At 62.1% G+C, this 19,237-nt stretch carries 21 protein-coding genes, 1 pseudogene and 1 riboswitch; of the genes and pseudogenes, 10 read left to right on the forward strand and 12 right to left on the reverse strand.

Translation table 11 applies throughout. The annotated features are described in order from the left end of the window. The first annotated feature begins 541 nt into the window (after positions 1-541). The 4 genes and pseudogenes from X803_RS0109115 to X803_RS0109135 all read left to right on the forward strand — a co-directional run bounded on the left by X803_RS0109115 (position 542) and on the right by X803_RS0109135 (position 5,839). The gene (locus X803_RS0109115) at positions 542-2,137 is read left to right on the forward strand and encodes a multicopper oxidase family protein (RefSeq protein WP_026544903.1); all 1,596 of its coding nucleotides are present in this window, start codon (positions 542-544) and stop codon (positions 2,135-2,137) included. Positions 2,138-2,607: 470 nt separating this feature from the next. Continuing rightward, entirely contained in the window at positions 2,608-4,554 is a 1,947-nt protein-coding gene (locus X803_RS18900) for a bifunctional copper resistance protein CopD/cytochrome c oxidase assembly protein (protein ID WP_051470614.1), read from the forward strand. A 60-nt stretch (positions 4,555-4,614) separates the two neighbouring features. Beyond that, positions 4,615-5,504 (forward strand): annotated as a pseudogene (locus X803_RS21460) (IS5 family transposase). A gap of 74 nt (positions 5,505-5,578) precedes the next feature. Next, positions 5,579-5,839 carry a hypothetical protein gene (locus X803_RS0109135; RefSeq protein ID WP_026544905.1) on the forward strand — a complete coding sequence of 87 codons (261 nt, stop codon included), beginning with the start codon at positions 5,579-5,581 and terminating at the stop codon, positions 5,837-5,839. Between the two features lie 143 nt (positions 5,840-5,982). Here X803_RS0109135 and X803_RS0109140 read toward each other — a convergent pair whose 3' ends face one another. From X803_RS0109140 to X803_RS0109195, 12 genes are all read right to left on the reverse strand, one after another. Beyond that, positions 5,983-7,098, reverse strand: coding sequence for an ATP-binding protein (locus X803_RS0109140; RefSeq protein WP_026544906.1), 1,116 nt, complete (start codon positions 7,096-7,098; stop codon positions 5,983-5,985). A 211-nt stretch (positions 7,099-7,309) separates the two neighbouring features. After that, positions 7,310-7,489, reverse strand: coding sequence for a hypothetical protein (locus tag X803_RS18910; RefSeq protein WP_035778427.1), 180 nt, complete (start codon positions 7,487-7,489; stop codon positions 7,310-7,312). 116 nt (positions 7,490-7,605) lie between these two features. Then, on the reverse strand, positions 7,606-8,082 hold the full coding sequence (locus tag X803_RS0109150) for a DUF3093 domain-containing protein (protein ID WP_026544907.1): 477 nt from the start codon (positions 8,080-8,082) through the stop codon (positions 7,606-7,608). 102 nt (positions 8,083-8,184) lie between these two features. Beyond that, positions 8,185-8,376 (reverse strand): hypothetical protein, encoded by a 192-nt coding sequence (locus X803_RS22535; RefSeq protein WP_216699048.1) that lies wholly within the window; start codon positions 8,374-8,376, stop codon positions 8,185-8,187. A 148-nt stretch (positions 8,377-8,524) separates the two neighbouring features. Next, the gene (locus X803_RS0109160) at positions 8,525-9,220 is read right to left on the reverse strand and encodes a hypothetical protein (protein WP_026544908.1); all 696 of its coding nucleotides are present in this window, start codon (positions 9,218-9,220) and stop codon (positions 8,525-8,527) included. Next, complete coding sequence (gene lgt, locus X803_RS18920; protein ID WP_035778431.1) at positions 9,220-10,104, reverse strand: prolipoprotein diacylglyceryl transferase; 885 nt, start codon at positions 10,102-10,104, stop codon at positions 9,220-9,222. The genes X803_RS0109160 and lgt overlap by 1 nt, the downstream gene beginning before the upstream one ends. 141 nt (positions 10,105-10,245) lie before the next feature. Next, the gene (locus X803_RS0109170; protein ID WP_026544909.1) at positions 10,246-11,001 is read right to left on the reverse strand and encodes a cytochrome c biogenesis CcdA family protein; all 756 of its coding nucleotides are present in this window, start codon (positions 10,999-11,001) and stop codon (positions 10,246-10,248) included. Positions 11,002-11,039: 38 nt separating this feature from the next. Continuing rightward, entirely contained in the window at positions 11,040-11,615 is a 576-nt protein-coding gene (locus tag X803_RS0109175; protein ID WP_051470615.1) for a TlpA family protein disulfide reductase, read from the reverse strand. 71 nt (positions 11,616-11,686) lie between these two features. Then, entirely contained in the window at positions 11,687-11,866 is a 180-nt protein-coding gene (locus X803_RS21850; protein ID WP_162149219.1) for a hypothetical protein, read from the reverse strand. A gap of 32 nt (positions 11,867-11,898) precedes the next feature. Continuing rightward, positions 11,899-12,954, reverse strand: coding sequence for a F510_1955 family glycosylhydrolase (locus tag X803_RS0109185; RefSeq protein WP_343299613.1), 1,056 nt, complete (start codon positions 12,952-12,954; stop codon positions 11,899-11,901). Beyond that, positions 12,872-13,513 (reverse strand): DUF305 domain-containing protein, encoded by a 642-nt coding sequence (locus X803_RS0109190; protein ID WP_026544912.1) that lies wholly within the window; start codon positions 13,511-13,513, stop codon positions 12,872-12,874. Before X803_RS0109190 ends, X803_RS0109185 begins: the two co-directional genes overlap by 83 nt. Before the next feature lie 99 nt (positions 13,514-13,612). Next, positions 13,613-14,068, reverse strand: coding sequence for a hypothetical protein (locus tag X803_RS0109195; protein ID WP_026544913.1), 456 nt, complete (start codon positions 14,066-14,068; stop codon positions 13,613-13,615). Positions 14,069-14,335: 267 nt separating this feature from the next. Continuing rightward, positions 14,336-14,516, forward strand: a riboswitch (cyclic di-AMP (ydaO/yuaA leader). Between the two features lie 5 nt (positions 14,517-14,521). Here X803_RS0109195 and X803_RS0109200 point away from each other — a divergent pair. The 6 genes from X803_RS0109200 to X803_RS22735 all read left to right on the forward strand — a co-directional run bounded on the left by X803_RS0109200 (position 14,522) and on the right by X803_RS22735 (position 19,212). Continuing rightward, positions 14,522-15,337 carry an NlpC/P60 family protein gene (locus tag X803_RS0109200; protein WP_026544914.1) on the forward strand — a complete coding sequence of 272 codons (816 nt, stop codon included), beginning with the start codon at positions 14,522-14,524 and terminating at the stop codon, positions 15,335-15,337. A 558-nt stretch (positions 15,338-15,895) separates the two neighbouring features. Continuing rightward, positions 15,896-16,339 (forward strand): M23 family metallopeptidase, encoded by a 444-nt coding sequence (locus X803_RS18925; RefSeq protein ID WP_084033583.1) that lies wholly within the window; start codon positions 15,896-15,898, stop codon positions 16,337-16,339. 579 nt (positions 16,340-16,918) lie between these two features. Beyond that, a complete protein-coding gene (locus tag X803_RS0109210; protein ID WP_026544916.1) occupies positions 16,919-17,335 on the forward strand; it encodes a hypothetical protein in 417 nt (138 codons plus the stop codon). A 187-nt stretch (positions 17,336-17,522) separates the two neighbouring features. After that, positions 17,523-17,933, forward strand: coding sequence for a four-helix bundle copper-binding protein (locus X803_RS0109215; protein WP_026544917.1), 411 nt, complete (start codon positions 17,523-17,525; stop codon positions 17,931-17,933). Positions 17,934-17,979: 46 nt separating this feature from the next. Continuing rightward, positions 17,980-18,597, forward strand: coding sequence for a DUF305 domain-containing protein (locus tag X803_RS0109220; protein ID WP_253907430.1), 618 nt, complete (start codon positions 17,980-17,982; stop codon positions 18,595-18,597). Between the two features lie 399 nt (positions 18,598-18,996). Continuing rightward, positions 18,997-19,212 (forward strand): heavy-metal-associated domain-containing protein, encoded by a 216-nt coding sequence (locus X803_RS22735; protein ID WP_026544919.1) that lies wholly within the window; start codon positions 18,997-18,999, stop codon positions 19,210-19,212. Positions 19,213-19,237 lie beyond the last annotated feature (25 nt).

Below are 19,237 nucleotides of genomic sequence, written 5' to 3' on the forward strand. Positions count from 1 at the left end.
CCAGCAGCCAGTGGCCGAGCCTGCGGGTACGGCGGGACTGGGCGAGATGATCTATGAGTGTGCTCACGAGCCCGAATGTACGCCCGGTTTCCTAGGCGATTCACGTTCCTTGATGAGTTCTTAACGCCTGTTCATCAGAAGCGGGCAAAGTCACCCCTCTAAGCCTCGCGTTACTAACCCCGCTACGGACAGTCCCGCAAGGAAGGCCGACTGCACCAGATCCATCAACGCCGTGATTAGCAGCAGGGCACCGAATCCCTGACGTATGGGCCGTTATCGGCGTCCTCATAGTCCTCGGCACGCATGATGCAGTAAAGATAGCCATCCCACATCGGCAGGTTCGGAGTCCTCCCGTGCCTTCGACGGCCAGAGGGATTACCCAGGCGGTGGCTCTCCCCGCGTTCCTAGGGCCTCCCTAAACTTGCACGATCCAACGATGTCATCCAACGCCTGAGGTGCCTCAAGCAATTCACAAGGTCAGCGTTAGAGGATGAAAGGTGCTCGAACATGAGCAGGGGTCGGTGGGACAGGGAAGGAAGTCATGTCTGTTTCACGCCGGCATGTGTTGCAATACGCGGGCGCTGGGATCCTCGGAGTCGCGGCCTTGGGCGTGCCACTGAATACGCTGCAGGCCAAGTCGGCCAGCCGGTTGGCCGCAGCAAACATGCCCAAACCCTTTCAAAGTCAGCTGAAGATCCCACCCGTTCTGGCTCCGGAAAGAACCGTCCTTGATAGCGCTGGAAGACGGCTCAGCTATTACAGGATCCGGCAAACACCCGGGCTGGCCAGCATCCTTCCCCACTTCACGACGCCTGTCCTTGGCTATAACGGCATCATCCCCGGGCCGACGATCAGCGTCGAACAGGGGACCAAAATCAGTCTGCGGATGGACAATCTGTTGCCGCTCGTCCATCCGCAGTATGGCCACGTTCTGAACACCTCCACCCATCTGCACGGTTCAGCGTCGCTGCCCCAATTCGACGGGTACGCCAGCGACCTTACCCCTAAAGGGCTGTGCAAGGATTACGAGTACCCCAACTTTCAGCCGGCACGGACTCTCTGGTACCACGATCATGCGGTTCATAAGACTGCGTGGAACGTGTACTCAGGGCTGGCGGCTCAATACCACTTGCATGACCCGGTTGAACGGGCGCTCCTGCCGCAGGGTCGATTTGATGTTCCCTTGACCGTCTCTGATGCCATGTTCGCTGCCGACGGCTCTCTCGCTTTTGATGACAATTCCCAATCGGGTTTGTGGGGCGACGTGATTCTGGTCAATGGTTCCCCCTGGCCGGTGATGAAAGTTCAGCGGCGGATTTACCGGTTCCGGCTCCTCAACGCTTCAATCTCCCGGTCCTACCGGTTCTCCCTGAGTACGAAAGACCCGGTCACTGTGGTTGCCACGGATGGCGGGCTGATGCCAGTTTCTCAACAGGTGTCCTCTTGGCGTCATGGAAGCGCTGAGCGATACGAAGTCCTGATCGACTTCTCGAAGTACCTATCCGGTACACGGATCGAGCTGAGGAACCAGTCCAACAAGAACAATGTGGATTACGACTTCACTAACCGCGTGATGGCTTTCGATGTGACGGAGGAACCGGTGAATATCGCCGACCCTTCGTGGAGGACCATCCCGACGCTGCTCGCGTCGAGTACGGCAATGGACCTGAAAGCGGGTCAGGCGCTGAAGACGAGGACGATGCGCGTGAAACGGGACAACGGCCGGTGGACGATAGCGGGGACAACCTGGGAAGAAGTCGTCAACAGCAACTATCAGAAGGTCATCGCCGATCCCGACCTGGATGATGTCGAGATCTGGCAGATCGAGAACAGTTCCGGCGGCTGGTTCCACCCAGTCCACATCCACCTTGTTGACTTTCAAATCCTCAGCCGGAACGGAAAGCCACCGTTCCCCTACGAGCGCGGACCCAAGGACGTCGTCTATGTTGGCGAGGACGAAACGGTGCGGTTGCTGATGAAGTTCGAGCACCACCGGGGCAAGTACATGGTGCACTGCCACAACCTTCCCCATGAAGACCACGACATGATGGCCCAATTCAGCGTCGGCCTCAAGAAGGGCGACATCGATCCCAACGACCCAATAACAGCTGCACCAGCCCACTTCGAACCCGACTGACACTGCTGATCACCAACTACGCTCAGGCCGCGAGCTGCCCCACAAGGGATTGAAGGATCGCCGGAACCGATTGCTGCGCCCAACGCGACGGACAAGAGACCCTAGCAGGGGAACGGCCATGCGGTTACGCCTAATCGTGGTGGGACGAGGGTTCTTCGCTCTGTCTGAGGAGGCACCGTACGCGGCCAGTACTCCGAACGGCATCGCGGCGAGCCAGGCTACCCACGCGAGTTATGGTAGGCGCGCCACCCACTCATCGCTGCTCCCCCCGAAGCAGTAGGTGAACGAGCCGAAACGTTCCACGCAAATCCTTCGGCAGGCTGTCTTCGGTCCGGGCTATGGCCGTTCCGGAAGGAAGGGAACCTGCTTCGTGCCGACGACACCTATAAGGATTTCCCAAGCAGGCCCGGTGAAACTGACCCGTACGGGGAGAGTGCCCCAACAATGGGGGGCGCGAGGGAGGGTCAGACATGTCAGTCGCGGTGCGTAGTGGTGTGATTGTTGGTTTAGCTGCCGCCGCGCTACTCGGGATGCTATGGGCCTACAGCCTTGGCGCCGGCGCGGAGCAAAACGTCTTCAACCCGGGAGGGCAGACACTGCTGGTCATGTTCACGGGCGCGAAGCTCCTCTTCAATCTAGCCGCTGCCTGCACGATCGGTTCCCTGATACTCGTACGCTTCGCGCTGTCTCCGGCAGAACCTGCTTATAATACCGGCCTACGGTTTGTCGCCTTCGCGACCACCGTATGGACGTTGGCGGCTGCCCTGCTGAACGTGATGAACTTCCAGCTCGTTGGTGGCGTATCCCTGTTCTCCGCAAGGTTTCTACCGGACTTCATAGCGTTTTCAACAACTGCGGAGGCGGGCCGGTCCGGTCTGCTGAGCTTCGTGATCGCGGCGTCCGTGTGCGCGTTGAGCTTTGTCATTCGCAGGCGAACCGCGGTCGCAGGAACCGCCGTGTTGGCGTTTACGGGTTTACTGCCACTAATCCTTAACTCCCACGCTGAGGGGGCAGGTGATCACGCCGACAACACGATGTTCCTGGTTCTGCATGTGGGTGCCGCGACCGTCTGGTTGGGGGGCCTTGTGGCGGTTGCCGTGCTTCATCGTGTCCTGGCGCCCGAGCGGTTAGGCACTGTGGTGGGAAGGTATTCCACGCTCGCTTTGGGGGCATTCGTCGTACTGGGTTTCTCGGGTTCCCTCATGGCGTGGGACCAACTGGGCTCCCGTAGCAGCCTGGGGACAACCTACGGGGCGATTGTGGTGGCCAAGACGGCCGCGTTCGGGGTACTCGGGATTTTCGGTGCGGTACACAGACGAAGGGTTATGAAGCAGCTAGAGCGTGATCCCCGGCAGGGGACACGGCGTTTCATGCTTCTTGTCGTGGTGGAATTAGCGGTGATGGGTGCCGCGTCGGGGTTGGCTGCGGCGTTGGCCCGGACGCCGGCACCACCGTTGGAGTCTGCTCCGACCGACGGGCCGCTTCCTGCACCGGACGGTTGGAGCTTCATGTCGGAGTGGACCATCGACCCCCTGTGGGCACTGGTATGCGGATTCAGTGCCGTTATTTACCTGGTGGGGGTGCGCAGGATTCGGCGGGCAGGAGAGAACTGGCCGGTCCACCGGACGATGTTTTGGCTGATCGGCATCGCCGCCCTCTTCACCATCACCAACGGCGGCATCCATGTCTATCAGGCATATTTGCTCAATTTCCATGTGCTGACTCAGATGCTCCTCAGCACGCTTGTTCCGCTGCTGCTGCTACCGGGCGCCCCGCTGGAACTTGCCACCCGTACCATCCAGACCCGATCCGACGGAAGCGCCGGGGGTGCGGAGTTCATACAGACCATCGTCCGGCCAGCAGTGGCTGCAGCCGCCGCAGCACCTTACGTCCCGGTTCTTGTCATAGCCGGTTCCCTGGTCACAACGTATTACACGCCCCTGCTGGAATTTTCCGCACTCGATCAGCCGGGCTACGCGCTGATGACCTTACTGGCGCTGGCCTCCGGCTGCTTTTTCACGGCAGCGTTGGCGGGCGCATCGCCGGGTGGCCGGCACCTGTTGAAGAAACAGCTGGCCGCACTGGCGGGAGCGGTGGTGTTGTATGGCGTCTATGGGTGGGGATTATGGACCCAAGGCGAAGCATTGGAGGGCGCCTGGGCCCAATCCGTACGACCTTGGGGGCCACTGCCGGTGTTTGCCCCGAAAACTGCCGGTGTGACCCTGTGGGTCATCGCTGGCGGAACAATCGCTGTGCTCGCCGCCATCACCGTTCGGCGGAAGCCCGCCGGCAAGGGCGTCTCACCCGAACCGGATATCACCAGGTCGTCCCAGGGAGGGGCAGGGATCAATTCCGGAGACCTCGCGGCAACGCAGATTGATCGCCGTGTAACGGCGCAGGGAGCGCGGCAAGATTAAGGACTGGGACCTAGGGCGTGTCTGCTAAATATCCGGCTTGTCGTGTTTGAAGCTGGGTAGATGATTCGTTCGAATGTGATTTCAGATGAGTTGTGGACGGTTATCGAGCCGGTCCTGCGGACGGCACCTGGCCGACGGGGCCGGCCGTGGAATGACCACCGACTGACACTGGAGGGCATCTGCTGGCGGTTCCGCACCGGTTCGCCGTGGCGGGACCTGCCAGCCGAGTTCGGTGCCTGGCAATCGGTATGGGAGCGGCACCGGCGCTGGTCGGCCGACGGATCTTATGAGCGGATGTTCACCGCAGTGCGGGACTCCAGCGAGGCAAATGACATCGAGCTGGAGTCCCTGCTCTCGGTTGACTCCACCAGTGTCCGGGCTCATCAGCATGCCGCCGGAGCACCGAACCTGAAGGCCGCGGCGGACCGCACAGGGGGCAGGAGCGAGTTACAAGTTTCTGCCCGACGAGCCAGCTGATCACGCGATTGGACGCTCAAGAGGCGGGCTGACCACCAAAATCCATGCCCTCACCGACCGGGCATGCGCACCGGTCACGATGCTGCTCACACCCGGCCAGGCCGGAGATAACCCGCAGCTGCTGCCGCTACTTGAAGTCCACAAGCTCCAGGACGGGCACCCGGTTCCGGTTGCTCGCCGATAAGGCGTACTCCCACCCCTCAACCCGCAGCGAACTGCGCTCCCGCAGGATCAAGCACACCATCCCGGAACGCTCAGACCAGATCCAACGGCGCAAAGCCAAAGGCTCCGCAGGCGGCAGGCCACCGTCCTTCGACCCCGCGACCTACAAAGAACGCAACACCGTCGATCGCGGCTTCAACCGCCTCAAACACTGGCGCGGAATCGCCACCCGATACGACAAATACGCCACGACGTTCCTCGGCGGCGTACTACTCACCGCAATGGTCACATTCCACCGAGTCCACAATTAACAGACACGACCTAAAAGTTCGGGCCTGTGCTGGATCCACAGAGAACAGCCAGCCAGCGCCCATACAGTCGCAGCATGAGTGGAGACGATAAGAACAACACCTATCTCGATGTGAGAGCCGAGGAACACTCTGCGGATCTACTTGAACCACTTGCGGCGCCAGCACGCCGGGCTGTGCTGGACTCCCTGACGGCGTGGTGCCTCGATCGTCCGGTAAGCCGCTCCGACGTCGCCGACATGATCGAGTTCCACTTTGGGATTATCGACCAGGAAGAACTGGTTCGCCGTGGTGATGTACGGCGCAACGCCACCAACTTGTTCACGCACCTCGGATAAAAGGATGGGTGACGGGTGCTCGGAGAAATGGCCTGGGATTGGAAGGTCTAGAAAATCGATGATGGGCGCTACCTGAAGGTTCCGGGAGGCTGCTGGCTCCTAAGCGGAGCTTATGGCTCATTTTGTGCTGTGTCCGGCGCTGCTCAGATATCTGCGGCCACGTGTTCACGCAGGTATTCCCGAAGGTACGGCAGGGCGAAGTCAACATAGCCCCTGCGGACGGGTTGGATCAGCTCGGCAGCGATCAGTCGCAGACGGTACTGGCTGGCGTAGTTGACGTTGACCTTCAGGCGCTCCTGAATGTCGGACATCTTCGACGGTTGGTCGTCCTTCGCCATTGCGAGGAGGAACGACTTGTCGATGTCAGAGGCGTCTGCCAGGGCAGGTTCATGCACGAGAGCGCCCAGCCGTCGCAATGCCCTGGTTACGCCTTCTTTTGCGTCCTCGACGGTGATTTCGGTTTCCCGTGTATGTAGCCTCCAGGTTTGTGCGCCGACGAGCTGGATCAGGAATGGGTATCCACTCGTACCCTCGGTCATCACCTGCAGTGCGTCACTCCCGATGGTTCGTCCGGACGCTTCGATAGGTTCACGCAGCGCACGATTCACTTCGGCGGGGGTGACCGGGCCTAGGGTATGGCGCTCGGCCCGACGAAGGAAGGTAAGGACATCATCGTTGACAACGTCGCTGATAGCTGAGGTGAGCCCGGCACCGACGAAGGCCAATTCCCTGCCTTCCCGGAAGGCGTGCTGGACCGTTGTGGCGATATCCCGCAGTTCGCTGATCTGGTTCTGGTGGATCTCATCGAGGGTGATCAGCAGCCCTGTTTCATGCTCGGCGAGTAAATCAGTGAGCAACTCGACCTGATTGCGCAGCCCCGCTTCCACCACGTGCGATTCCACGCTCTCCCACGTCACTGCTCCGATGTTGAGCGGACCAGTGATCCCGGTCAACTTTTGGCGTACCGCGTCAGGATCGAAGCTGCGCAGGAGACGGGGCAGGTGCTGCCTGGTGATGCGGGTGATGAAGCCCGGGCTAGCAGTTTCGCTGATAACCAGCCAGCCGCGTTCCTTCGCCCGGTCCTCGATGGCGTTGAGCATCACTGTCTTGCCGGATCCGCGGGCCCCGGTGTAGAGGGTGGCGCGGCCCGAGGAGCCGGGTCCGTCGTCGAGTGCCTCCATGAAATCCTCAATGACGGCATCGCGGCCGACAAGCAGCGGGGGGCTTACTCCGAAACTTGCGTGGAAAGGGTTAGGCATAGAACCAGCATACCTTGCGTCTTTAGACACTTTTAGACTTATTAGACTTCTTTAGAGTTTATAGACTCTTGTAGAACATCGGATCTTGGGGTGACGATGCGGGATGTCGCACATGTAGTGACACAACCGTTCCGAGCGTCGCGTTGTTGGATTACGTGGATGCGGGCGGAGTCCTGCCAGTGCGTGTTGGGTGCTGACTTGGTTTGCAGCTTCAGTTTTTTGCTGCAAGTTGCCCTCTGGTGGCCTGGGTTGGTGCGCTCTGTGTCATCTCGTTTTCGGCGGCGGCTTGCGCTGCACGTTCGGCCCTGTCGGCGCCGACGATGGCCCGCATCGTGAAGTAGAAGATGGTTCCCACAGCCGCAGAGGGCAAAAGCACGGAGATATATTCCATGGTGGCCAGTCTATTGGGTGGTGCTGCCACCCCTGGATTCTCGGTTCCCTCCCCGTAACGCGAGGTGGACGAGTATGGGTGCCTGGCTTTAATCAGGGTTCTGCTGTGCCCGGGAGTTACTCGTGGCCTGGTTCGTCGCGGCCCAGCGCGCTGACGAGTTCAGTTGGACGTCTGGTCGATACCAGCCAGTAGGGGGTGGGGTCGTCCGCATCCTCTATCTCGATCCGTACCACGGGGTCGATCCAGCCCCGTATGCATAGATACGCCAGCCCGTTCATCCCGGGGCCACGTTCTCTGGTGGCCTCATGTTTCACATAAGCGCGCGCCGGGCCGAGAAATTCACGGTCGATGTGGGCGCGGCCAACGCTGAGCGAGGTGGCGGTCACAGTGATCCGTGGAGTGGACAGCACCAGGAGAACAACTAGGACGAGAAAAATCACGATGCAGGCGATGATTCCGGTCAGGATGCTGATGGGCGCGAAGACGAGAATCGATGCTGCCGCAACTCCGGAAATGATTAACCATACGAAAGGCGTCGGCCACAACCGTTCGTCGTAAAGGACCGCATCCGGCGGCGCAGACGCCTCAGACATGGTCACCCGCTTTTCGCGGCCTGCGGGGGAGGGGCCCAGTGTTGGTGGCCTTGAGGGACGTCTGGGCATGCCTCAAACACTTTCGGGTGTTCGGAAATAAGTTCATCTGCCTAGCCCGGTTCCTGTGTGTGGTGCCCCGGCGGACAGGGGAGTGGCGGGTGTAGCGGGGGTTTCGGCGGTACTGGTGTGGTTGCGATGCTGCTCTGCTGCCTGCTCGCGGTAGCGGACCTTGCGGATCCGGCCCACCATGGAACGCATCAACAAGATGACGGCGATCACCATGAAAAGGGTCATGAGGAATCCCAGAAGCCCGGGGGTAACCTGGGTGGGATCCAGGCCGGGCCGTAACTGGCCCTCATCCGGCGGTGGTACCACGGTGGATAGAGACGCGGCTATTAGCATCAGAGTTTTTCCTTCATCTGTGGGCGTGCAGGTTGTCGGGTCATGGTTGGTCGAGCTTCTGGCGCAGCTGTCGCCGTAGCCGGTGGCGCGCCGCTGTGCCGGCGGCGACGCTCAGAACGGTGCCGAGGGCTGAGGCCAGACCGGCCCAGAACAAGGTTCCTTCCGTTGCGCCGACCGGTATCGGCTGGCGGAAGACCACCTCCCGCCAGATCGCGGCCGTCGCCAACAGCCAGGCCAGGGCGGTGAAACCGGCGGCCCACATGTACGGCTGAGAGCCCTTCCGGCGGCCGTTACTGCTGAACCCGATTGCCAGCAGGGCCAGGCCGGTCAGGGTCACAACTACACCCCCGACCACGAGCTGGCTCAGCAGCGCCCCGAACAGGGTCAGCAATGAGGCGATGAGCACTAGCCGGCGGTGCCGCAGGGGCAGCCGGACCGGTGAGTTGACGGCGGCTCGTCCGAGTGCTGCCCTGATGTCCGGCTCCTGTGGAACTGCCGGCCCGGGAAGGGACCCCGCTGCGTCCACCTGCCCGCTCGCAACTGGGCCGATCTCCCGTCCGTCCACCCGTAGCATGGGGCTGCCGGGAAATATCGCTGCGGCGGCGCCTTCCCCGGCGGGAATCCTGGTGAAAATGATGTGTTCTTGCGGAGCGAGGTCCTCCAGGATGGCCTCGGTTGTTTCCCGCAACGGTTGCGCCGCCGGACACCCGTCGGTGTACCGGAGTTCGACGCGCATCACCGGCCCCCGGTATGCGCTGGGACCTGCTCGGGTTTGGTGGTTGATGACCGTGGCCGGTTCCTACGGATGAGGAACACTGTGAGAGCAACCAGGAAGAGGATGGCGGAGACCCAGGTGTTGATGCGCAGCCCGAGGATGGTGTTGGCGTAGTCGGAGCGCATCAGTTCGAAGAAAAACCTGCCGGCCGTGTACAGGGCGACGTAGAGGGCGAAAGGTGCCCCGGCACCCAGAGCGTATTTCTTATCCAGGAAAAGGATCAGCGCCGCCGCGGCCAGGCACCACAGCGATTCGTAGAGGAAGGTCGGGGCGAAGTACCCCAGCACGACCGGGTTGCCGGCAGCGTCGAGCCGTGCAGACCCAGCCGACAGGTCCATGTCGTGTATTTGGAGAGCCCAGGGCAGGGTCGAGCGATCACCGTAGAGTTCGTTGTTGAACCAGTTTCCCCATCGGCCGATCGCCTGGGCGATGAGGATGCCGGGTGCGGCAGCGTCAGCAAAGGCCAGAAAGTTGACCTCGTTCCGGCGGCAACCGATGTAGGCGCCGACAGCGCCGAGGGCGATCGCCCCCCAGATACCGAGCCCGCCTTCCCATATCCGCAGGGCACCCCAGGGGTCCTTCCCGGGGGCGAAGTAGAGCTGGTAGTCGGTGATCACGTGGTACAGCCGACCGCCGATGATCCCGAACGGTACGGCCCACATCACCACGTCCACAGCCTGCCCGGGGTTACCTCCGCGCGCTGTAAGCCGGCGGTTGGTAAGCCACACGGCAACAGCGATGCCAGTCATGATGCACAGTGCGTAAAAGCTGATGGAAACCGGTCCCAGCGAGAGGGAACTGATAGATGGGGACGGGAGGTAGGCGAGGGATTCTTCTGCGTTCATGGTGGGTCCAATGGTGGTGATGTCGAAGACGGCCTCGCACGGCCGCTTCGATCAAATGGGGAGGCTGGCCTGATGACCTTGCCGGAGGGTGGGTTGCGGGGCGAGCTGTCGCACCTAGACGTGGATAGCGGGTTTAGGGGTCTAGATGGGGAGTCGGATGTCGTTGGCGAACCAGTTCTGGAGTTCTGCGACCCAGGCTCCCCACACGCCGGAGACCATGAGCAACCCAAGGGTGATCAGGATCCCGCCACCGAGCCGTTGCAGCGCGAGGCGGTGCGTGCGGAAGAAGCGCAGGGCTCCCATGCCGCGGCGGGCTCCGAGTGCTATGAGCAGGAACGGGACGCCGAGTCCCAGACAGTAGAAGAAGGTCAACAAGGCGCCCTTGGCTGCGCCGGATCCGTCGGTGAAGGCCAGTAGCTGGACAGCCGAAAGGGTCGGGCCGATGCACGGCGCCCACCCGAGGCCGAAGGTGACGCCAAGCAACGGCGCCCCCCAGAGCCCGGTAGGTACGTGTGGGTGGATTCTCGCTTCCCGCTGGAACCAGGAGAGGCCACCGAGGAAGACCACACCCATCAGGACCACCAGGACACCGAGCACCTGGGTGATCCATGCCTGCCCTGGCGCTTGAAGCCACGCACCGAGCTGCCCGAACACCGCTCCGATCAGCATGAACACCAATGAGAATCCCAGAACGAACAACCCGACCCCGGCAACCATCCGCCCGCGCTTTTGCTGTGCGAGGTCGACTCCGGTCAGGCCGGTGACGTAGCCGAGGTAGCCGGGTACGAGAGGCAGGACGCACGGTGAGGCGAAGGACACCAACCCTGCCAGCACAGCGATAGGAACCGCCAGCAGAAGTGAGCCGCTCAGGATGGTCTCCGCGAAAGGGTTGGCCACGGTGGAAATGACCGTGGCCGGTGCGTCCGTGAGTCGGGTCATTGTTCGGCCGCCACATCCGCGATGAGAGCCTTCAGGGTGCTTTTCTCCGCCAACCCGATAATGCGGGCGGCAACACGGCCCTGACGGTCCAACACCAGGGTGCTTGGCACGGCCTGCGCCGGCACGTACTCCGCCATGGTGAACTGAACAGTCCCGTCCTGGTCGTTGAAACTGGGATAGGTGATGCCGAAGTTCCGTTCGAACGCCTCAGCGGTCCCCCGTTGGTCCCGAATGTTCACCCCGAAGAACTGAACACCGTCCTGCTGGTGTTCCTGCGAGAGTGCTTGCAGGTCCGGGGCCTCCACACGGCACGGCGCGCAGGCGGCGTACCACACGTTCAGGACGGTCACTTGCCCGGCCCAGTCGGCTGATGAGATCGTCGTCCCGTCGTAGAGTTCGGCGGTCAGTTCCACCGGTTCTCCCCGTGTTTCGGGAGCGTACTCGCTCACTGAACCGTCACCGGCGATGTAGTTCTTGTTATCTCCGGCTGTGGCCTGTTGCGCCAGTGGATCGGTAGCGGCGCACCCGGAGATCAGCAATGACAGGGTCAGAAACAGGACCGGAAATTTCATTCCTGGCCGGTTTTTGCCGATCTTTGCTGCCCGGGGGGCGCCGGTTGGTGCGTGCCGGAAGAGTTGTCTGCTCATTTTCGTCGCCGATCGCGCCGGGCGTCGGAGGAAGCGGTATAGGCGGCGAGGATCGCCACGGGCAGGACGATGAGTACCGACACCCATGAAGGGAACGTTCGCCTGAGCAGGAGGTAGCCGATGGTGGCGATCAGGAGCAGGAAGGTCATTTCATGCCATCCGCGCCATTGGGACATTTCTTTCCAATCCGGAAGGTAGGGTCCGTGCATCAGGGCACCAGATCGTTGAATGAGGTTCCGCCGTCACCGGACACTTTCACGCCGGTTTCGGTGGCAACCCAAATTTCCTGATCGGCTCCGTCGTCGGTGTGTGTGTCTATGGCGGTGGGTGCGGCCTCGATGGATCCCTTCTTCGCCCAGGTCGCCCCCGCGTCTGCGCTGGTGTGAATGTCACCTTCAGGAGTGACACCGACTGCCGTTTCCCCGTCCAGGGCGGTCAGCAACAGTAGAGGACTGTCAGCGACAAGACTCCAAGTGGAACCGGCGTCGGTGGAACGGTAGAGCCCTTCCCCTGTGGTGGCCAGCACGACGTCGCTGCTTGTCGTGCCGGAGAGGTCGAAGGGAGCGATCTGGGTTTCCGCCGGAAGCCATTGAAGACCATCACCGCTGGTAATCAGTTGCCCGTCGTATCCGACGAATGATTCCCCGGTTCTGGTCAGGGCATGAAAGTCGGACTGGCCCTGCCGGGACAGGGGCTCCCAACTCTTACCACCGTCGGTGGAGCTGAGCAGCCCAACCGGGTTGGGCAGATCTGTGTCCGGTCCGGGGTGCCCGGACGCGTACAGGGTGTTGTTCTCACCGGCGGTGTATCCCATCAGGTCGATGACGGGTCCGATGCGTGGGGCGGGGGAGGAGGAGACGTCGTACAGCCCGTTGTGGGTGGCTAACAGCACCCGGTCACTGCCCGGGTCCACGCTCATACCGTGCACATGACCGGTGGGAAAGCTCTTTGCTGTGCCGGGTGGTTGCGGTGCCGCCGAAGGAGCCGAACAGGCCGCCACGGACATCATCGAGATAAGCGCCACCGTGGGCAAGACGAGACGACGGCGGAGAAGGATAGGGAAAAATTTTGGACGCATTTGTTGCTCTCCAACCAAAGGGGGAATGACGGGAAGAGGAGGAAGGCACGGTCCGCGGGAGACGCCGGTAATGGACGCCTCCGGCGGACTGTGCTTGCCCGTCTTAGAGCTCGGCCAGGAGGGCTTCCATCTCCTCGATCTCGGCCTGCTGCGTTTCCACGATGGTTTCCGCCAGGGCGATGGCATCCGGGTACTGCCCGTTCTCGATTTCTTCCTGCGCCATTTCGACCGCTCCGTCGTGGTGGGCCGTCATGGACTCCAGGAACATGCGCGCCGCTTCGTCGCCTTCGGCGGCTTCCAGCCCGGCGAGCCCGTCCTCGGTCATCATGCCCTGCATCTCCCCGCCACCGCCCATGTCCCCCATGTCATGGCCTTCCATGCCACCTTCGGGTTCGACCGGTTCACCCCAAGCTTCGAGCCAGCCGGTCATCGTCTCGATTTCGGGTGCCTGCGCATCTCTGATCTGGGTAGCCAGGTCGCGTACTTCCGGGCTGATGGAGTCCTGGGCGAGCATGATCTCGCTCATTTCCACGGCCTGACGGTGGTGCGGGATCATCATCTGGGCGAACATGACGTCCGCATCGTTAGGTTCGGCCGCAGTGTCCTGCGTGGTTTCCGGTGCAGCGGAGCCGGCGCTGCTCTCCGGCGCCGTAGCAGTGCCGGGTGTTTCGCCGGATCCACAACCGGCAAGCGTGAGGGTCGCGGCGATCGCCAGTGCGGACATGGAAAGGTAACGCTTGGTCATGAGGGGTGTCCTTCGATGGTTGAGCTAGCTGCAGTTCAGTACGTCGGCACGACGGGGTTGCCGTCGGGCCGTTACCGGAGTCGGGTACTTACGCGACTCTCACGTGCGGCTGATGCAGAGCTGAACCAGTGTCAGCGAAGGTACGAAGGTGCGGGGAAGCTGTACTACCGGCGGCGGGCCCCGCAGGCGAACACGGCCATAGACCAGCCGGCTCCTGAGGACGATGGCAGCGGCGAAGGAAACAACCAGGAACGCCAGGATGCACACGGCCGCGGCGATCTCTTCACCGCACGTATCCGCACAATCCAGATTCAGGGTCATTCCCGAGTCTGCGGTGTCGGATGCGGATGCCGGCGTGATCGCCTGGTGGTGCACATCAGCTGCGGGCGCCGCGGTGACCACCGGGCCGACGGCGTGTGAGGCACCATGCCCGCCCATCCACACATGCATCGCAAGGATGCCCACAATGACCGCGGTCAGACTGAAAAGAAGAGCTGCCCGGGGAAAGCGGCGTGAAAGGGGAACGAACAGCGCTCTCGGCGGATACTTATGCACCGTCCTGCCCCTTCCCGCCTACGTGATGGTTTATGCCTGATATCAGAGTACCGACCCATCCTGGGCCGGATCGAATCGGTGCTCCACCAGCGGTGGCTGCCGGATGCCAGATTCAGCTGGCGCAGGAGCTGCGCGTTCAGCGCCACCACAGGAATCGGGGAAAGGAGCTTCCTGAGGTGACAGGGGAGACCCACCGTGACCCAATTGTGATATTCGCAGTCCGGTGGGATACCCTCAATCTCGTGCCTGCACCCCATGGAGGCACTCCCACACGGATCGCCGAGCTCTGTCACCGTGGTGGGGTCGTCCGTTTTCCGCTGGCAGAGGCGGGGGAACCATGTACGCGGGCCCAACGCTTTATGGGTCCTTGGGGTTAAGCCGTGTCCACGGCCGGGTGACTCCCATCCGAACCCGACAGCTAACCTCGCAGGCGTTGGGAGAAGGTACTCATCTATGTCCACTCGGCATGCCCCCGCGCGCCATCGCGCAGTCCCCGCCCAGACCAATACGTTGGCGGTCCTCTCCAAGGCTGTTTCCTCCAACATGGGTTCTGCAGGCCGTCAGGCTGCAGTGATCACCGCAGCTTCTGGTCTCGTTCTCACCGCTGGCCTTCCGGCCCAGGCGGTGGACGCACCGCAGCGTCAGGTGAGCACCAGTTCGCTGGTTACCACCGTGGAATCCGAGCCGGTGTCCGCGGATACATCGGCCGCTATCTCCTTCGAACGAGAAGCCGTTACCGCTGCGCCCGCTCCGGTGGTTGCTGCTCCGGCTCCTGTCCTGGAGCACCCGGTCCCCGAAGCTGACCCGTCACCTGTAACAGTGCAGGCGGTGGAACCCGCCCCGGTACAGCCGAGCCCTGCCGTGCAGGAAGTGGCGCTGCAGGCTGCCGTAGCGCTTCCCGCTGCCCCTGCCCCTGCTCCCGAGCCGAAGCCGGCTCCTGCCCCTGCAGCGAGCAGCAGTGTCGGTGCCGCGCTGGTCGCCTCCGCCTACGCACAGATCGGCCGCACGCAGGACTGCACCATCCTCGTCGAGGTCGCGCTGCGGTCCATCGGCAAGTCTGTGGGCGACCTCGGGCCCGAGCAGTTCTACCAGTACGGGACCGTTGTCGGCTCGCCCGCACCGGGTGACCTGGTCATCCGACCCGGCCACATCGCCATCTATGTAGGTAACGGCCAGGTCATTAGCAGCGGCATGAACGGTGTCAACGACACCCTCCTGCACCCCCTGAGCGATCTCGCCGGCTCATCCTTCGTCCGGGTCAACGGCTAACAACCACCTAAGCCGGGTAGGCAAAAAGGGCCAACAGGGCGACCGCGAACCGCTCCAAGCCCTTTGCCTACCCACACCTGGGCATGCCGGAGTCATCCCCCTGCACTTCGGCATGCCCTCACCCTTCCCCTGAGCGAGACGAGATCATCGTTGTCTTCCCACAACGCCCACGGTCGACGCCGCGCCGCCACAGGACGTCGCCGCGCAGAACCGGCCACCCCCCGTCACCAGCAGGGCCGCCGCGCCGCGAAGCGGAGCGCGACGAACCGCCGCCCTTCACCTGTCGCCCCGATCGCCGGTGCAATCTCGGCCGCCAGTGTGCTTAGCGGCGTTCTCCTCTCCGGCATCCCCGTGACTGCAGCGGCCCCGTCATCCGTAGAACCAGCCGCCGTCAGCGCGGCCGCGGACAGCGCTCAGCAGCCACGAGCGCAAACCATTGAAGCCGACCCGAAAGCCAGCGTGGATTTCAGCCGCGCCGCAGTCGTGGGCGCCTCCTCCGCGGAGCCGGCGACAGGGTCGGTAGACTCATCGCACTTTCTGGCTGATGGTCCCATCGAGATGACCCCCGGCGATGACGCGGACGAAAGCCCTGCTGCCGAACCTCCTAAACAGTCCGGCCTCGGCGCGCCCTTGGCCGAAATGACCACCGTCTCGACCTTCGGATATCGCACCAACCCACTGACCGGGGTGCCAGGGGAAATGCACACCGGCATCGACCTCACCGGCTCATGTTCCACCCCTGTCACGGCCGCTGCCAGTGGAACCATCAGCGAAGCTGGATGGAGTCCCTACGGTGGAGGGAACCGTATCGTTGTCGACCACGGGAATGGGCTGAAGACCACCTACAACCACCTCGCGACGATTGCCGTCGGCGTAGGCCAAACAGTTGCTCGGGGAGAGTTTGTGGGCGGGGTTGGAACCACTGGCAACTCCACCGGCTGCCATCTGCACTTCGAAGTCATGATCAACGACACGCTCGTCGATCCCTCGACCTGGTTCTAATCCTCGGGCCTTCACCGAGATCCGATTAACCACTAGAAGCTGGGATGGCCAGAGGATCGATCTCAGGTATAGATCCCTCTCACCGTGACCGAGACGAGGCTGGGGACGGCGTCCCGGGAGCCAGAGCGACCGGGCGGAACCAATGGCCTGGACGCAGTACCGGGCGAGGTCTGCCGGGTTCATGGCCAGATCCTCGGCTTTCTCCTGGATGCCCGAGTCCGGATCAGGTCCGTGATGAGGGGCCTCGAGGTATCCATGCGCATGGTCGAGATGGGTTCCCCGGTGAAGAGCCGGAGCCGACGCGTCCTGGCCCGGCCGCACCCTGAGCAGAGGACACCACGTCACAGGAAAGCCGCGAACGTCCCGCGGCCCAGGCGCAGTTAGGGCTGAGAGCCGAGCCCCCTTCACGGGAGCCGGTGTCATGAAGGCTAGTGAGATGACGACCGAAAAAGTCCTGAAATTAGGTCGCCGCGGGTGCCTACTGGTCAGCAGTCTTACCATTTATTAGGGTGGTTTCAAGGCGAAAGACCGGGAGGGGTCGCAATTTCAGCATCAGTGCGAGGCAATGGAGGCGTCACCGTGCAGGCGGTGATGCGTATCGTGCTGAGCTTTTCACTGGTGTTCGCGTTTACGACCTCTGCCGCTGCAGCCTTGTGCCTCCAGATGGAACAGCACGGTCCGATGTCGATGGGTGACCGTACGGTGGCTATGGAGCCGTCGGGTCAGCCTGGTGCTGCGACGGCGATGAGTATGACGGCCGGGCCTAAGGGCTCACCGTCGGCGCAGGCCTGTTGCCATCAGCAGGTCAACACCACTGAGGGCATCACCGCACCGCAGCCGGCGTTACCCGCGGAGCAGGTTGTGGCCCTTGCCGCTCAGGTCGAGTCGTTCCCCGACGATAGCGGTTACCGCCCGCCCGGTTTCTTTGATCCGGTGCTCGAAAGACGTGATCACCTCACTCCGTCATTGACGGCCTTATCGATCAGTCGCACATAAAATTCCAGGCCCGTCTTGTGGGTCTTCCTTGGCGTGCCCTCATGCCTGCTCTAAGTCCGACGTCTTCGAAGTCCGACGTCCGTCGGCTGCGAGTCAGAGCGCACGCACCTGCACAAGCCCAATTCCGGTACACACAACCAATTAGCGGCTGACCTGGATCAGCTGCACCCTGATTGAGGAGAAAACAATGACACACCACTTGACGTCCATGCTCGACACCTACCCCAAGGATCTCGGGGGAGTGGACAAGGAAAAGCTCGCCGAATGCATCGAAGCGTGTTTTGAATGTGCCCAGACGTGCACCGCGTGTGCGGATGCGTGCCTGAGCGAGGATATGGTCGCCGAGCTGACCAAGTGCATCCGGACCAACCTGGACTGCGCGGACATTTGCGCGACCACCGGTAACGTGCTGTCCCGCCACACCGGGTACGACCCGAACCTCACCCGAACCATCGTCGAAGCCTGCCGTACCGCGTGCAAGGCCTGCGCTGACGAGTGTGAGCAGCACGCCGGGATGCACGACCACTGCCGGATCTGCGCTGAAGCGTGCCGCCGCTGTGAGAAGGCCTGCGCGGAACTGCTGTCCTCCCTGGGCTAAAGCTTTTCCATCATGGCCTTTACGGCGATATCCAAAGGAGGACTCCGTGAACTCAGCAGAAAACACGTCCGGCAGCCACCGCGCAGGAACTCCCGGACATGAACAGGAGCACACCGAACAACACCACCAGGAAGAAGCCTCCGGCAAGGGCGAGACTGCCAGTGGCGGAAAGGATCACTCCAGTCATGGCGGCTCGGGTCATGGTGGGTCAGGCAAGAAGATGTATGTGAAGTTTGGTCTCATCCTGCTGATCAGCCTGGGGCTGATGTGGACGTTGTCCATGTCGATGGTCCGGTCCATCGATCACTTCTACTACAACCTGAGCAACTTCTGGATGGCGTTGCTCATGGTCGGTGCGATGGCGATCGTCATGGTCATCGGCATGTGGTCGATGTTCAAGAACACCAAAGCGAACATCGCCATGCTGGTCGGGTTCGCGGTGCTCTTCGTCGGAGTGTTCGCCCTCGGGCGGACAGAAACCTTCGTCGGCAACGAGCAATTCCTGAAATCGATGATCCCGCACCACTCCCGCGCGATCCTGGTCTGCCAGGAATCCAACATCACGGATCCAGAAATCACGGAGCTGTGCGAAGCGATCGTCAAAACCCAGCAGGAAGAAATCGCCCAGATGCAGTCCATCCTGGACCGGTACGCCTCAGAGTGACCGGGAATCGCTGGGAGGTCGGGGTGCTCCTTCTGGGGTGCCTCGACCGACCAGCAGAAAGGCAATAGTCCCCAGTCACCTTGACACTATACCCCCCAGGGGTATAAGTTGCTCGTTACCGAAACGGGAAGTCCGTGCCCACTCTGATTGGGTCGCTTACTCCCTGAAGGTCATCTGATGCGGCTCGAGCCGGCCTGAACGACCACCGGATCCCAGCCGCGGACTCTAATAGCCCACTCTTGTTTGGAGATCACCATGTGCGGCACTTCTTCTTCTGATCTGACCCTGACCGACAAGTCATCCTCGGGCTGCGCCTGCTGCGCACCCCAAGACACCACAGCCAAGGACGCTTTAGCTAAGGGCACGCGAGCTTCGTCCGTTCCCACGTCTACTGGTGATGTGACCGCCAGTTTCGACGTCACTGGTCTGACCTGCGGATCATGCGCATCGCGGGTCACCTCAGCCGTGAGCGCCCTCGAGGACGTTACGGCTGTCCGGGTCGACCTCGTCGCGGGCGGGACCTCCACCGTCGCTGTCCGCAGCAACCAGCCAGTTCCTCCCGCTGCAGTACGTTCAGCGGTCGAGCAGGCCGGTTATCAACTCACCAACGCCTGACTTTCCAGGTCGGGGGACTGCATCC

It is taken from the genome of Arthrobacter sp. 35/47, assembly GCF_000520475.1.
Classification (GTDB): Bacteria; Actinomycetota; Actinomycetes; order Actinomycetales; family Micrococcaceae; genus Arthrobacter_D; species Arthrobacter_D subterraneus.

Bases quoted from the DNA above. Each gene is read 5' to 3' on its own strand.
- X803_RS0109115 (WP_026544903.1), top strand. From the start codon at position 542: ATGTCTGTTTCACGCCGGCATGTGTTGCAATACGCGGGCGCTGGGATC.
- X803_RS18900 (WP_051470614.1), top strand. From the start codon at position 2,608: ATGTCAGTCGCGGTGCGTAGTGGTGTGATTGTTGGTTTAGCTGCCGCC.
- X803_RS0109135 (WP_026544905.1), top strand. From the start codon at position 5,579: ATGAGTGGAGACGATAAGAACAACACCTATCTCGATGTGAGAGCCGAG.
- X803_RS0109140 (WP_026544906.1), bottom strand. From the start codon at position 7,098: ATGCCTAACCCTTTCCACGCAAGTTTCGGAGTAAGCCCCCCGCTGCTT.
- X803_RS18910 (WP_035778427.1), bottom strand. From the start codon at position 7,489: ATGGAATATATCTCCGTGCTTTTGCCCTCTGCGGCTGTGGGAACCATC.
- X803_RS0109150 (WP_026544907.1), bottom strand. From the start codon at position 8,082: ATGTCTGAGGCGTCTGCGCCGCCGGATGCGGTCCTTTACGACGAACGG.
- X803_RS22535 (WP_216699048.1), bottom strand. From the start codon at position 8,376: ATGACCCTTTTCATGGTGATCGCCGTCATCTTGTTGATGCGTTCCATG.
- X803_RS0109160 (WP_026544908.1), bottom strand. From the start codon at position 9,220: ATGCGCGTCGAACTCCGGTACACCGACGGGTGTCCGGCGGCGCAACCG.
- lgt (WP_035778431.1), bottom strand. From the start codon at position 10,104: ATGAACGCAGAAGAATCCCTCGCCTACCTCCCGTCCCCATCTATCAGT.
- X803_RS0109175 (WP_051470615.1), bottom strand. From the start codon at position 11,615: ATGAAATTTCCGGTCCTGTTTCTGACCCTGTCATTGCTGATCTCCGGG.
- X803_RS21850 (WP_162149219.1), bottom strand. From the start codon at position 11,866: ATGTCCCAATGGCGCGGATGGCATGAAATGACCTTCCTGCTCCTGATC.
- X803_RS0109185 (WP_343299613.1), bottom strand. From the start codon at position 12,954: ATGCCATCGCCCTGGCGGAAACCATCGTGGAAACGCAGCAGGCCGAGA.
- X803_RS0109190 (WP_026544912.1), bottom strand. From the start codon at position 13,513: ATGACCAAGCGTTACCTTTCCATGTCCGCACTGGCGATCGCCGCGACC.
- X803_RS0109200 (WP_026544914.1), top strand. From the start codon at position 14,522: ATGTCCACTCGGCATGCCCCCGCGCGCCATCGCGCAGTCCCCGCCCAG.
- X803_RS18925 (WP_084033583.1), top strand. From the start codon at position 15,896: ATGACCCCCGGCGATGACGCGGACGAAAGCCCTGCTGCCGAACCTCCT.
- X803_RS0109215 (WP_026544917.1), top strand. From the start codon at position 17,523: ATGACACACCACTTGACGTCCATGCTCGACACCTACCCCAAGGATCTC.